12 protein-coding genes are annotated in these 13,340 nt (G+C 70.6%); 1 reads left to right on the top strand and 11 read right to left on the bottom strand.

Features of this window, described 5'->3' with window-relative positions; genetic code table 11:
• Positions 1–419 precede the first annotated feature (419 nt).
• From nusA to ispG, 10 genes are all read right to left on the bottom strand, one after another.
• Complete coding sequence (gene nusA, locus MKD51_RS12015) at positions 420–1,409, bottom strand: transcription termination factor NusA (protein WP_240240536.1); 990 nt, start codon at positions 1,407–1,409, stop codon at positions 420–422.
• Positions 1,410–1,464: 55 nt separating this feature from the next.
• Positions 1,465–3,243: a proline--tRNA ligase gene (locus tag MKD51_RS12020; protein WP_240240537.1), complete on the bottom strand. Its 1,779-nt coding sequence runs from the start codon at positions 3,241–3,243 to the stop codon at positions 1,465–1,467.
• 16 nt (positions 3,244–3,259) lie between these two features.
• Complete coding sequence (locus tag MKD51_RS12025) at positions 3,260–4,033, bottom strand: hypothetical protein (protein WP_240240538.1); 774 nt, start codon at positions 4,031–4,033, stop codon at positions 3,260–3,262.
• Entirely contained in the window at positions 4,030–5,022 is a 993-nt protein-coding gene (locus MKD51_RS12030; protein ID WP_240240539.1) for a VWA domain-containing protein, read from the bottom strand. Before MKD51_RS12030 ends, MKD51_RS12025 begins: the two co-directional genes overlap by 4 nt.
• Positions 5,022–6,011, bottom strand: a complete 990-nt coding sequence (locus MKD51_RS12035) for a hypothetical protein (protein WP_346986713.1) — start codon at positions 6,009–6,011, stop codon at positions 5,022–5,024. Before MKD51_RS12035 ends, MKD51_RS12030 begins: the two co-directional genes overlap by 1 nt.
• Positions 6,002–6,502 carry a hypothetical protein gene (locus MKD51_RS12040; RefSeq protein WP_240240540.1) on the bottom strand — a complete coding sequence of 167 codons (501 nt, stop codon included), beginning with the start codon at positions 6,500–6,502 and terminating at the stop codon, positions 6,002–6,004. The genes MKD51_RS12035 and MKD51_RS12040 overlap by 10 nt, the downstream gene beginning before the upstream one ends.
• Positions 6,489–7,376: a DUF58 domain-containing protein gene (locus MKD51_RS12045; protein WP_240240541.1), complete on the bottom strand. Its 888-nt coding sequence runs from the start codon at positions 7,374–7,376 to the stop codon at positions 6,489–6,491. The genes MKD51_RS12040 and MKD51_RS12045 overlap by 14 nt, the downstream gene beginning before the upstream one ends.
• 9 nt (positions 7,377–7,385) lie before the next feature.
• A complete protein-coding gene (locus MKD51_RS12050; protein ID WP_240240542.1) occupies positions 7,386–8,393 on the bottom strand; it encodes a MoxR family ATPase in 1,008 nt (335 codons plus the stop codon).
• 143 nt (positions 8,394–8,536) lie between these two features.
• Positions 8,537–9,760, bottom strand: a complete 1,224-nt coding sequence (locus tag MKD51_RS12055) for an MFS transporter (protein WP_240240543.1) — start codon at positions 9,758–9,760, stop codon at positions 8,537–8,539.
• A gap of 37 nt (positions 9,761–9,797) precedes the next feature.
• The gene (gene ispG / locus MKD51_RS12060) at positions 9,798–10,940 is read right to left on the bottom strand and encodes a flavodoxin-dependent (E)-4-hydroxy-3-methylbut-2-enyl-diphosphate synthase (RefSeq protein ID WP_240240544.1); all 1,143 of its coding nucleotides are present in this window, start codon (positions 10,938–10,940) and stop codon (positions 9,798–9,800) included.
• A gap of 59 nt (positions 10,941–10,999) precedes the next feature.
• On the opposite strand from ispG, the gene MKD51_RS12065 reads away from it, so the two are divergent.
• On the top strand, positions 11,000–11,938 hold the full coding sequence (locus MKD51_RS12065) for a ribonuclease HI family protein (RefSeq protein WP_240240545.1): 939 nt from the start codon (positions 11,000–11,002) through the stop codon (positions 11,936–11,938).
• Positions 11,939–11,996: 58 nt separating this feature from the next.
• Here the strand turns inward: MKD51_RS12065 and MKD51_RS12070 are convergent, their stop codons facing one another.
• A complete protein-coding gene (locus MKD51_RS12070; RefSeq protein ID WP_240240546.1) occupies positions 11,997–13,325 on the bottom strand; it encodes a site-2 protease family protein in 1,329 nt (442 codons plus the stop codon).
• Positions 13,326–13,340 lie beyond the last annotated feature (15 nt).

Raw genomic sequence — 13,340 nt, forward strand, 5'->3', positions numbered from 1 at the left:
GGGGCTCGGGTCGAGCCCGTCCTGTGCCCACCGTGCGATGGGCGAGGTATCCACGTGCTGGCGCAGGGCCCGCGGGATCGCGCGCAACGCGCGTTCCGCGCACTGCTGCGTCGGATGCACCCACGCGCCCCTGCCTGGAAGTCGTCGATGCAGATCGACGACCGCCTCGCCGCCCCGCGCAGCGATTCGCACAAGCAGTGCGGGTTCGGTGCGCGCGCGACAGCCAAGACACGTACGGATGTCGTCAAGTCTAGCGCACGACACGCCCGGGCGGTGGAGCTCCAAAGCGGCGACCCTTTCGGGTCGACGCCGCGACCCCGGCCCCGACGCCCGTCTTGGGCGTCGGAACTGCAGAGCGGGACCCGGGTCTCGAGACGCGTCGCCGCTGCCGGCGGCGTTCCTCGACCGGCGAAGCGCGCTCAGTCCTCCATGACGGAGTCGGGCTGGATGTCGATCTTCGCCCCCGTCAGCTTCGCCGCCAGCCGGGCGTTCTGCCCCTCGCGGCCGATGGCGAGCGAGAGTTGGAAGTCGGGCACGAGCGCGCGCACGGCCTTGGTCTTCTCGTCGATCATGAACGCATCCGACACCCGTGCGGGGCTGAGCGCGCTCGCGACGAACGCGGGCAACTCTTCGGAGAAGTCGACGATGTCGACCTTCTCCTCGCCGAGCTCCGCCTGCACGGCACGCACGCGCGAGCCCATCTCGCCGATGCACGCGCCCTTGGCGTTGATGCCGGGCTGCGTGGCGCGCACCGCGATCTTCGAGCGGTGACCCGCCTCGCGGGCGATCGCCACGATCTCGACAGCGCCGGATGCGATCTCCGGCACCTCGAGGGCGAACAGCCTGCGCACGAGCGAGGGGTGCGTGCGGCTCACCGTGACCTGCGGGCCGCGCTGGCCGCGCTCCACCTTGGTGATGAAGACACGCATCCGCTTGCCGTGCTTGTACTCCTCGCCCGGCACCTGCTCCTCGGGCGGCAGCAGCGCCTCCATGTCGTCGCCGAGCTTCACCTGCACCATGCGCGGGTTGGTGCCCTGCTGCACGACGCCGGCGATGATGTCGCCCTCGCGGTCCTTGTAGGCGCCCAGCACGGTCTCGTCGCTCTTGTCGCGCAGCGCCTGGAAGATGACCTGCTTCGCGGCGGAGGCGGCGACACGGCTGAAGTCGTCGGTCGTCGCGATCGACTCGCCGATGCGATTGCCGTCCTCGTCGAGCTCGGGCTCGTAGAGCGTGACCTCTCCGGTCCTGCGGTCGACCTCGACGCGCGGCTGCGGGGCGTCAGCCTCTGCCTTCTCGCCGGAACGGATGTGCGCCTGCAGGATCGCCTGCTCGATGACGCGGATGAGGTCGTCCTGGGAGATCTCCCGCTCGCGCTCGACGGTCTTCAGCACGCTCAGATCGATCTTCACTTGTGGGCTCCTCTTATCCTGCGGTTCGTGCGGCAATGAATGCCGACCGGACAGTCTACCGTCCCAGCGCAGCCTGGATGTCGGCGATCTCGACCTTCGAGCGCTCACCCGTCGCGCGGTCCCAGACCTCGACGGAGCCCTCGACGGCGTCGCGGCCGACGATCACGATCTGCGGCACGCCGATCAGCTCTGCATCGCCGAACTTCACGCCCGGCGAGACCTTGGGACGGTCGTCGAGGACCACCTCGAGGCCGCGCGCCTCCAGCTCGGCGACGACCGATTCCGCGATCGCGAAGATGGCCTCGTCGCGACCGGTGGCGACGACGTGCACGTCGAACGGTGCGACCTCGCGCGGCCACACGAGGCCCTTGTCGTCGTGCGCGATCTCGGCGATCGCCGCCAAGTTGCGCGTCACGCCGATGCCGTAGGAGCCCATCGTGACCGTGACGAGCTTGCCGTTCTCGTCCAGCACCTTCAGCCCCAGCGCCTCCGCGTACTTGCGGCCCAGCTGGAAGACGTGGCCGACCTCCATGCCGCGCTCGAGCGTCACGGGGCCAGACCCGTCTGGCGCGGGGTCACCGCTGCGCACATCGCCCGCCTCGACCCATCCGTCGCCGACGAAGTCGCGACCGGCGACCAGCCCGAAGACGTGCCTGCCGGGCTCGTTCGCGCCCGTGATCCAGCTCGTGCCGGTCACGACGCGCTTGTCGAGCAGGTAGCGGATGCCGGTGGCCGACTCCTCCCCGAGTACGGGGCCGGATGCCGTCCACGGGCCGATGTAGCCCTTGACGAGGCCGGGGTTGGCCTTGAAGTCCTCCTCGTCGGCGGCCGTGGCCTGCGCGGGCTGGAAGGCGACCTCGACGCGCTTCTCGTCGACCTCACGGTCGCCGGGCAGACCGATGACGACCAGCTCGCGGCTGCCGTCGAGGTGCGTGAGGCGGAGCACGACGTTCTTGAGCGTGTCGGCCGCCGTCCACGCGCGGCCATCCTCACGGGGGAAGCGCGCGTTGGCGTCGGCCACGAGCGTCTCGATCGTGGGCGTGTCCGGGGTCTGCTGCACCGCCGCATCCGGCAGTGCCGCGATCTCCTGCCCGTCGATCGGCAGCGGCTCGGGCGCGACCGTCTCGAACGCCTCGACGTTGGCCGCATAGCCCCCCGCGGAGCGCACGATGGTGTCTTCGCCGACCGGCGTCGGGTGCATGAACTCCTCCGACTTCGAGCCACCCATGGCACCCGCGTCGGCCGCGACGATGACGTACTCGAGGCCGAGGCGGGCGAAGATGCGCTCGTAGGCGTCGCGCTGGCGCTGGTAGGAGGCCGCGAGGCCGGCATCGGTGGCGTCGAAGGAGTAGGCGTCCTTCATCGTGAACTCGCGGGCGCGCAACAGGCCGGCGCGAGGGCGGGCCTCGTCGCGGTACTTGTCCTGGATCTGATAGATCGTCAGCGGCAGCGACTTGTAGCTCGAGACGAGATCCTGCACGAGCAGCGTGAAGACCTCCTCGTGGGTGGGCGCGAGCAGGTGGTCGGCACCCTTGCGGTCCTGCAGGCGGAAGATCCCATCGCCGTACTCCGTCCAGCGGCCGCTGCGCTCGTAGGGCTCGCGGGGCAGCAGCCCGGGGAAGAGCACCTCCTGGGCGCCGGCCGCCTCCATCTCCTCGCGGACGATGCGCTCGATGTTGCGACGCACACGCAGGCCGAGCGGCAGCCACGAGTAGAGGCCGGCGCCGGCGCGGCGGATGTAGCCGGCGCGCAGCAGCAGGCGGTGGCTCGCGACCTCGGCCTCGGCCGGGTCCTCGCGGAGCGTGGTGAAGAAGAGCTGGGAGAGGCGGATCACCCTTGCGAGTCTAGGTCTACCAGGGCTGGTCGACGCTCGGGCCTCCCCCGCCGCCCTGCTCGCCCTCGTCGTACTGATCCTGCTGCTGCTGCTGCTCCTGCGCTTCCTGGTTCTGATCCTCGAGCTGCTCCTGCGGGGTCTGCTCGCCGTCGCCCTCGCCCTCGCCGTCCTCGCCGGACTCGCCCTCACCCTCGCCCTCGCCGGACTCCTCCTCGATCTTCTCCTCGATGCGCGGCACAGCGGCCTCGTACTGCGCCGCCGTGTCGGCCTCGCCCGGGCGGGGCTCGTCGAAGCAGCCCTCCGGCTGCGCCTCGATGAGCGCGAGGGCCTCGGTGTAGAAGGCGTTGGCGCCCTGCGTGTTCTCCGCCTCGCGCTCGACGTCGCCCTGCTTCTCGATCGCCGTCACCAAGGAGGCGACGATCACGCAGTGCTCGTGCATCTCGATGGCCGTCTCTGGCTCGCCGTGGAGCTCGAGCGCCTCCTCGAGCTTCGCCCTGCCCTCCTCGAGCGTGCCGGCCATCGTGAGGTTGACGCCGAGCGCGAAGGGCGCCTTCCAGGTCTCGACCCAGTTCCAGGTCTCGAGACCGCGTGCGGCGTCGGCGCCCTGCGCGTAGGCGCGCGACTCGAAGCGGTCGGTCGCCGTCTGCGAGAGCACGTTGATGCTGATGAGCTTGCCGCCCAGGACCAGCGCGGCGATCGCCACGGGGATGAGCCCGAGCATCAGCCACCAGCGCAGGGTGCGGCGCTGGTCGTCGGTGAGCACGCGGCGACGCAGACCCAGGCCCTTCATCGGCCGGCCTCCTTCGGCAGGATGCCGCGCGTCGTGCGGAGCGAGCGGGCGAGGCTGAAGCCCTCAGCAGCGAGCAGCAGCGCGATCGGGATGCCCAGGATCCAGGCGACCTCGAGGCGCGCCTCCTCGGTCTGGTTCAGATCGGCCTCGCCGTCGAGCGCGGCCATCGGGCCCAGCGCATCCTCGATCGGCAGTCCTGGCGCACGGTGCAGGTAGGTGATGCCGAGCTGGTCGGCGACCCCGCGCAGCCTGCCCTCGTCGATGCGGCTGATCGCATCGCCACCGGCCGGATCCTGCAGGTACTGCTCCTGCTCCGCAGGGTCGAAGCTCGAGATGCGCATGCGGCCGCCCTGCTCGGTGCCGTACCCGAGCACGAGGCCGCGATCGACGTGGCCGGCGACGTCGCTGAACGACTGCGGCTCGTCCTCAGCGGTGTGCTCGCCGTCGCCCAGGTAGAAGACGATCGCCGGCGAGCTCGGGTCCTCGGCCTCGCTGCGCTCGAGCTCCGTCAGCAGCAGGTCGTGCGCGATCGAGATGGAGGTGCCGCGGGATTGCTGGGCGATCTCTGGCTTGAGCGCGCGCACCATCTCGATCACGGCGGAGCCGTCGTCGGTGAGGGGAACGCGCAGGCTCGCCTGCGAGTCGAAGGAGATGACCGAGATGTCGGCGCCGGCGAACGAGCGGGCGATCTCGACGATGTCGTCCTGCATGCCGGTGAGCCGCGGATCGGTGCCCCAGTCCTCGGCGGCGACGGACTGCGAGGTGTCGACCATGACGAACACGCGGGCCTGGATCGACGCCGTCGGCACCTCGCCGCCCGGCAGGGCTGGCCGGAACGCCATGGCGACCGCCAGCAGCACGAGCAGCGAGCGACGGATCCAGGCGAGCCTGCGACCGCGGGCGGTCACGAGCTGCCAGACGCACAGGCCGAGCGCGAGCACGCCGACGACGATCACGACGATCGGGAGGGTGGGGTGGAAGCTCAGCATCAGAGGCGCACCCTCCAGGCGACCGCGCACATCGCGGCGACGATCACGAGCACGACCAGGGGCAGGGCTCCCGGCCTGTCGACCACTTGGATCTGCGGCGGCGTCTCGATGTAACCGGCCTCGATGGCGTTGACGCGGTCGACGATCTGCGGCACCGTCTGCGCGAAGTCGAGCGCGAAGTAGGCGCCGCCGCTGCCCTCGGCCGTCTCGCGCAGCTCCTGCGATGCCATGTCGCCGCCCCAGTCGAAGGGGTTGATGGCGTAGACGCGCACCTCGTGGTCGACGGCGAGCTGCCCCGCCTGCGGGAGCGTGAAGATCTGCTGGCCGTTCACGACGTTGTCGGTGGCGAGGATGATCGAGCGCGGTCGCTCGCTTGCCTCCAGGTCGGCGAAGTCGAGCACGCACGAGGCGAGGCCGTCGCCGACGAGCGAGGCGCCCAGGCCGTTCGCGGTGCCCGCGAGGTAGTTGAACTGCTCGTCGGGCCCGAGCGTGCCGTTGAGCGCCCGCTCGTAGCGGCCGAGCTGGTCGGCGATGTAGTCGTAGTCGCTCGTGAGCGGGAACGACATGACGCTGGAGGCGTCGAAGATGCGCATGCCGATGCGCTCACCGTCGAGCTCTGCGGCGATCTGCTGGTAGACCCCGAGGATCTCGGCATCGACGTCGACCATCGAGCCCGACACATCCAGGCACAGCACGATGTCGCGCTTGTAGTCGTCCTCCTGATTGGCATGGATGCCGGAGGGCCTGGCCGCGACGGTGCCCGCGACCCCGGCGCCGGCGATCGCCAGCAGCAGCGCACCGGCGATCCACAGCCGATAGCGCAGCAGCGCGCTGCGGAAGGCCGCAAGGCCCGTCATGCGGTCGACGTGAGCGACCGGCAGCCCGCGATCGCGCTTGCGCCGCGCCAGCAGCAGGCCGAGCGCCGCGAGCACGATCGCGACGATCACCAGCGCGCCGAGCGCCCAGGGCCACAGGAGCATCACATCCACGTCGCCACCACCTGCCTGGCGGCCGCGATCGCCGCATCAGGATCGTGCTTGGCTGCACGGCGGAACGACGAGGGGTAGTACTGCGAGACGGCGCCCTCGACCGACGGCAGGTCGGCGTCTCCCAGGTCGCGCAGCGTCATGACCTCCGCCATGACGCCGGTCGACTCGTGGGCGAAGAAGCGCAGCACGAGGCTCAGCCGCTGCGAGAGCTGGCGCGGATCGAGCTCGCCCGCCGCGTGCTCGACGGCGACCTCCTCGATCATGCCGAGGTACTTCTCCTTGACGCTGCGCACGTCGATCGGCACGGGCGGCGGGGGCGGCGGCGTGAGGATGCCGCGCGGCCGGGTCCACAGCCAGGCGAAGGCGTACGCCGCGAGCACGAGCAGGATCGCGCTCGCACCCAGCACCCACCACGGTCCGTAGCCGAAGGGGCCGTAGGTGTCCGGTGCGGGCAGCTGCGCCAGGCCGCCGAGGCGGTCAGCGGCGCGCACGGCGATGCCTCTCGAGCAGCGTGAAGAGCGCCCCGATCGCCGTCCGAGTCGAGCCGATGCGCACGGATGCGATGCCGAGGGAGCGCAGACCGGTCTCGAGCCGCTCGCGGCGCTCGGCGCTCGCGCCGTCGAACGCCCGGCGGAGGCCCCGGTCACGGCGCAGGAATGCGGGCAGGCCGACGCCGGTGTCGACGCCGACGAGCTCGCGATGGTCGCCGCGGCGCGACATGAGGTCGGCGTCGCCGATCGACACCCAGAGCACCTCGTGGCGGGTGTGGAGCCTGCCGAGGTGCACGTCGAGGTCATGCGTGTAGGCGAGGTCGTCGGCGATCACGATGATGAGCGAGCGCCGCCGCATCCGCCGCACCGCGTGCTCGAGCACCGACTCGAGGTTCGATCGTGGGCCGTCGACGGCGATCGCCTCGTCGATGCGCCGCAGCATGCGCTCGAGGTGCGACTCCGAGCCGCCCTCCGGCATGTCCTGCCGCCGCTCATCATCGCCCATCAGCAGCGCGACCCGGTCACCGTGCCTGGTCGCGAGGTAGCCGAGCACGCCGCCGACGAGGATCGCGAGCTCGCGCTTCGACTCCCCCGACTCGGCCGTCGCCGCCATGTTGCGGCCCGAGTCCACGACGAGCAGCACGTTGTGCTGCCGGGAGGCGATGTAGCGCTTGATGAGCGGCACGTGGCTGCGCGCCGTGGCCTTCCAGTCGATGTCCTTGACGTCATCCCCAGGCTGGTATTCGCGCAGGTCGTCGAAGTCGTGGCTGCGGCCGTGGTGGATCGAGGCGTACTCGCCGTCGAGCAGCTCGAGGGTGCGACGATGCGCGTGAATCGACATGGTCGTCTTCACCTTGCGCAGCCGTCGCTCCATCGTCAGGTCCTACGGGGTCCGAACGGCGCCGAAGATGGCGTCGACGATCTGCTCGCTCGTGACGCCGTCGGCCTCTGCCTCGTAGCCGAGGATGATGCGGTGGCGCAGCACGGCGTGCCGGAGATCCTTGACATCCTCCGGGATCACCCAGTCGCGGCCCTGCACGAGCGCGAGCGCACGCGAGGCCTGCGAGAACGAGAGCGAGCCGCGAGGGCTCGCGCCGTACTCGATGTAGCCGGCGAGCTGGGCGCCGATGTACTCCTCGGCGTGCCGCGTCACATACATGAGCTGCACCACGTAGTTGGTGATCGCCTGGTCGACGTAGACGCGCTTCACGAGCTGCTGCAGGAAGCGCACATCGTCGAGCGTGGCGACCGGCTGATCGTGGCCGTCGTCGAAGACGCCCGCCTCGGCGCGACGCACGATCTCGGCCTCCTCCGTCGGCGACGGGTAGCTCAGGATCTCTTTCAGCAGGAAGCGGTCGAGCTGCGCCTCCGGCAGCGTGTACGTGCCCTCCTGCTCGATGGGGTTCTGCGTCGCGAGCACGATGAACGGCGACGGCAGCGCGTGCGTCTCGCCGCCGATCGAGGTCTGGCGCTCCTGCATCGCCTCGAGCATGGCCGACTGCGTCTTGGCGCTCGAGCGGTTGATCTCGTCGAGCAGCACGAAGTTGGCGTGCACGGGGCCCAGCTGGGTGCGGAACTCGGCCGTGTGCTGGTCGTAGATCTGCGTGCCGACGATGTCGCTCGGCAGCAGGTCGGGCGTGCATTGGATGCGGTGGAACGAGGCAGCGACGGAGCGCGCGAGCGTCGCGGCCGCCGTCGTCTTCGCCAGGCCGGGCACCGACTCCATGAGCACGTGCCCGCCGGTCATCAGCGCGACCAGCAGCGAGCGCAGCAGCTGGTGCTGACCGACCACCGTCGACTGGAACGACTGCTCGATGGCGCGGATGATGCGCTTGGCACGCTCCAGCTCCTCAGGCGTGATGGGGTCCCTACCGGGGACTGCAGTGGTCACGCGTCGCTCCTTGCGCTCGGTCGCTGCGGCACGCGCCGCAACGGGTCTGACTGGCTCTCGCCTCGGTCACGGTATCTGCTCGCCGGATGCGCTCGCTGGGGGGTGCCTGAGCGTGAGGCCTGCAGGCGGATGCGTCGCGTCGCTCACGCGGAGCGGTCGCGCACGCGGGTGGCCAGCACGGCCGCGACGACGAGCGCCGCGATCACCGGCAGCATCGCGACGTTGAGCCCCGCGTAGCCGAACAGACCCAGCACGGGCCCTGCCAGCGCGCCGGCAGCGGCACCGGCGAGCCCCATGATGAGGTCGCTGCGCCCCTGCAGCGCGGGCCGCAGGTCAGCGGGCACCGCGCCGGCGACGAGCGTGGAGCCTGCGACGGTCGTGGCGCTCCAGCCGAGGCCGAGCAGCGCGAGCGGGATCGGCGCGAGGTGCGAGTCGACCACGACACCGGTGAGCACGGCGGCGCAGAGCAGCGCCGCTCCCCCGATGGCGACGCTGCGCCCGCCGAAGCGGTCGGTGAGCCAGCCGAACACGGGTGAGAGTGCGTACATGCCGGCGGTGTGCGCGCTCATCGTGAGCCCGATCATCGTCAGGCCGTGGCCGTGGTGGCCCAGGTGCACGGGCGTGAGCGCCATCACGCCGACCATCACCGCCTGACCGCAGGCGATCGTGATCACCGCAGCGAGCGCGCGCGGGTGCTGGCGCAGTCGCAGCCGCGGGATGACGCGCTCGGTCGCCTCCAGCAGGCCGCGCGCGGTCAGCAGCGGATCGGGCCGCAGGCCCAGCCACAGCAGCACGGCGGCGACGAGCAGCGACGCCGCCGAGATCAGGTAGGCACCCACCAGGTGCGGCAGCCCCATGGCCGTGCCGAGCGCGTCGCCCGCGGGAATGAGGTTCGGGCCGACGATGACGCCGATCGTCGTCATCCACACGACGAGCGAGAGGTCGCGGCCGCGACGCTGCGGCGATGAGAGATCGGTGGCCGCGAAGCGCGACTGCAGGTTGATGGCAGTGCTGGCGCCGAGGATCGCGAAGCCCGGCAGCACGATCCACGCGCTGTTCAGCGAGCCGCCCAGCGCGAGCGTCAGGGCACCGACCAGCGCGATGAGCGCACCGGTCGAGAGCGACACGCGGCGACCGCGGCGGTCGGCGAGCCGAGCGAGCGGCACCGCGAGCAGCGCCCCGCCGAGGGTGAGCATGGTCGCGGCCAGCCCGGCGAGCGCCGGATCGCCCGTCACCTGCTCGACGAGCAGCGAGCCGACGCCGAGCGCGACGCCGTTCGAGAGTCCGCCGAGCGCCTGCCCGGCGGAGAGCACGGTCAGGGTGCGGCGCTGGACCGCGCGCACCGCGACGGAGGGCGCCGTGGTCACGAGCGCATCATCGGGCTCTGGTCGGCGCCTCGGCCGGTCAGGCCGTGACGACCTCTGCCTCGCCGGCGGGGAGGTTCTCCTCGTCGGCGATGCGACGAGCCTCCTCGATGAGCGTGGCGACGATGTCGGCCTCCGGCACGGTCTTGACGACCTCGCCCTTGATGAAGATCTGCCCCTTGCCGTTGCCCGAGGCGACCCCGAGGTCGGCCTCGCGCGCCTCGCCGGGCCCGTTGACGACGCATCCCATGACCGCGACCCGCAGCGGCACCTGCACGTCCTTGAGGCCCTCGGTCACCGCATCCGCCAACGAGTAGACGTCGACCTGCGCGCGGCCGCAGGACGGGCAGGAGACGATCTCGAGCTTGCGCTCGCGCAGGTTCAGCGACTGCAGGATCTGCATGCCGACCTTGATCTCCTCGACCGGCGGGGCCGAGAGCGAGACGCGGATGGTGTCGCCGATGCCCTCGGAGAGCAGGATGCCGAACGCCGTCGCCGACTTGATCGTGCCCTGGAAGGCGGGGCCTGCCTCGGTGACGCCGAGGTGCAGCGGCCAGTCTCCGCGCTCGGCGAGCATCCGGTAGGTCTTCACCATCACGACCGGGTCGTTGTGCTTCACCGAGATCTTGAAGTCGTGGAAGTCGTGCTCCTCGAACAGGCTCGCCTCCCAGACGGCCGACTCGACGAGGGCCTCCGGCGTGGCCTTGCCGTACTTCTCGAGCAGGCGGGGGTCGAGGCTGCCGGCGTTGACGCCGATGCGCAGGGACGTGCCCGCGGCCTGGGCGGCCTTCGCGATCGCGCCCACCTGGTCGTCGAACTTGCGGATGTTGCCGGGGTTGACGCGCACGGCGGCGCAGCCGGCGTCGATCGCCGCGAAGACGTACTTCGGCTGGAAGTGGATGTCGGCGATCACCGGGATCTGGCTCTTCTGGGCGATGATGTGCAGCACATCGGCGTCGTCCTGGGTCGGCACGGCGACGCGCACGATGTCGCAGCCGGTGGCCGTGAGCTCTGCGATCTGCTGGAGCGTCGCGTTGATGTCGGTCGTCTTCGTCGTGGTCATCGACTGCACGGAGACCGGTGCGTCGCCGCCGACGAGCACCTTGCCGACCTTGATCTGCCTGCTCTTGCGACGGGGCGCGAGCGTGAGCGGCTCGGGCTTGCCGAGATTGATGGCTGCCATGGGTGCCAGCCTACTTGGCGCTGCTGCTCGGGGGTGTTCGCCGATGGCAGACTCGTCGGGTGATCACCGCAGCGGCAGACGGCTCCTCCCTCGGCAACCCCGGCCCCACCGGCTGGGGCTGGTACATCGACGAGCAGCGCTGGGCGGCAGGCGGGCAGCGACTGGGCACCAACAACATCGGCGAGCTCACCGCCGTGCTCGATCTGCTGCAGCAGACCGCGGGCGTCGACGAGCTGCACATCCTCTGCGACAGCAAGTACGTGATCGACTCGATCACCAAGTGGATGCCCGGCTGGAAGCGGAAGGGCTGGAAGAAAGCCGACGGCAAGCCGGTCATGAACCGCGAGCTCATGGAGGAGCTCGACGGGCTCATGTCGGCGCGCAGGGCGGCGGGCGGCGTCGTGCGGTTCGAGTGGGTGAAGGGGCACGCGGGCCACGCGCTGAACGAGGCTGCCGATCGGCTCGCGAATGGGGCCGCGACCGCCTACCAGCAGGGCAAGGTGCCGGATGCGGGGCCCGGGTTCGGTGGGGTCACACCGACGCCGGTCGAGGCCCCGCCGGTCGCAGCACCGCCGGTTGAGGCACCGCAGGTCGATGCACCTCAGGTCGATGCACCACAGGTCGATGTCGACCTCTTCGACGGCTTCGACTTCCTCGCGGATCAGCCTGCCGAGGCCGAGGTCGTGCGGCTCGAGCGCTCGCTGCTGACCGACGAGGTGCGCGCTGACCCCGCCTCGGTCGCGGCGCTGCTGCACCCCGAATGGGAGGAGATCGGGGCCTCAGGCCGACGCTGGAGCCGCGACGAGCTGCTGGCCGAGATCGCGCCGCTGCCGGAGCGGGTGGAGCTCGAGCTGCTCGCGACGCACGAGCTCGCCGATGACACGCTGCTCATCGTCTGGCGCTCGGTCGGCGCGGGGCCGGCGCTGCGCTCGTCGTTGTGGGTGCGTGTCGGCGGTCGGTGGAGGCAGCGCTTCCACCAGGGGACGGCAGAAGCCTGAAGGCGCGAGGCTTCGACACGCCGTGCCTTCGTCGCGGCAGCTCAGCCAGCAGGAACGACTACCCGCCGAACAGGCTGATCGGCTTCACGATGTCGGCATAGATGAGCAGCGCGCTCATGACGCCGAGCACCGCGGTCACCACGAGCGTGACCGGCACCCACTTGGCGGTGTCGAGCGGGGTCGCGACCTTGCCGCGCAGCTTCGCCCAGCCGCGGCGCACCGCATCGACGAGGGCGCCGAGCACATGACCGCCGTCGAGCGGCATGAGCGGGATGAGGTTGAACACGAACAGCGCCACGTTGAGGCTCGCCATCAGCTGCAGCATGGCGCTGATGCGCTCGAGCACCGGCACCTGGTCGAGCGCGGCGATCTCGCCCGCCATCCGGCCGACGCCGACGACCGACATCGGGCCGTTCGGGTCGCGCTCCCCCGGGCCGAACGCGGCTTCCGCCACGTCGACGAGGCGCTGCGGCAGGTTGATGATGAGCTCGCCGACCCGCAGCACGTTGTCGCCGACAGCCGGCAGCACCGACGTCACCGGCTGCTGCTCGATGACGTACTGCGGGCCGACCCCGACGAATCCGATCGTCTCGGTGACAGGCTCGCCGCCCGCCTCGATCATCTGCCCGGTGTCGTCGAAGACGTAGCGCTCGCTCTCGAGCGGCGTCACCTGCACGGTGCGCTGCTCGCCGTCGCGCTCCACGACGAACGGCACCTGCTGCCCGGCGAGCTCACGGATGGCGGCCTGGATCTCGGTCCACTCGCCGATCGGCTGCCCGGCGATCGACACGATGGTGTCGCCGGGCTCGATGCCCGCCTCTGCTGCCGGCGCGAGCGGGTCGGTGGCCTCGCACTCGGTGCGGTCGTCGGATGCGGCGATGACGCACTCCGAGACGCTCGCGATCGTGGTCGATGGCACGGCGATGCCGAATCCGCACAGCACGACGCCGTAGAGCACGACGGCGATCACGAGGTTCATGAACGGCCCGCCGAGCATGATGACGATGCGCTTCCAGAAGGCGAGCCGCCAGAACGCCCGCTCCTCCTCGCCCTCGTGGATCGTGTCTGCGCTCGAGTCGCGCGCATCCTGCACGAGCGTGTCGAGGAAGCCCGTGGACGCATCCCTCGACTCCCCGCCGGGCTTCAATGGCGGGAACATGCCCGACATGGAGATGTAGCCGCCGAGCGGGATCCACTTCATGCCGTACTCGGTCTCGCCCTTGCGGAACGAGAAGATCGTCGGCCCGAAGCCGATCATCCACTGGCCGACGCGCACGCCGAAGAGCTTCGCGGGCCACAGGTGCCCGAGCTCGTGCAGGCCGATCGAGACGGCCAGGCCGACGACGACGACGAGCACGCCCACGATGTAGAGGAGGACGGCTTCCATCAGCGGTCAAGGCTA

The sequence above is a fragment of the Agrococcus sp. ARC_14 genome, assembly GCF_022436485.1.
Lineage (GTDB): Bacteria > Actinomycetota > Actinomycetes > Actinomycetales > Microbacteriaceae > Agrococcus.

Excerpts from the sequence above, each read along its gene's own strand:
- MKD51_RS12025 (WP_240240538.1), bottom strand. The coding sequence starts at position 4,033 with ATGAAGGGCCTGGGTCTGCGTCGCCGCGTGCTCACCGACGACCAGCGC.
- MKD51_RS12030 (WP_240240539.1), bottom strand. The coding sequence starts at position 5,022 with ATGCTGAGCTTCCACCCCACCCTCCCGATCGTCGTGATCGTCGTCGGC.
- MKD51_RS12045 (WP_240240541.1), bottom strand. The coding sequence starts at position 7,376 with ATGGAGCGACGGCTGCGCAAGGTGAAGACGACCATGTCGATTCACGCG.
- ispG (WP_240240544.1), bottom strand. The coding sequence starts at position 10,940 with ATGGCAGCCATCAATCTCGGCAAGCCCGAGCCGCTCACGCTCGCGCCC.
- MKD51_RS12070 (WP_240240546.1), bottom strand. The coding sequence starts at position 13,325 with ATGGAAGCCGTCCTCCTCTACATCGTGGGCGTGCTCGTCGTCGTCGTC.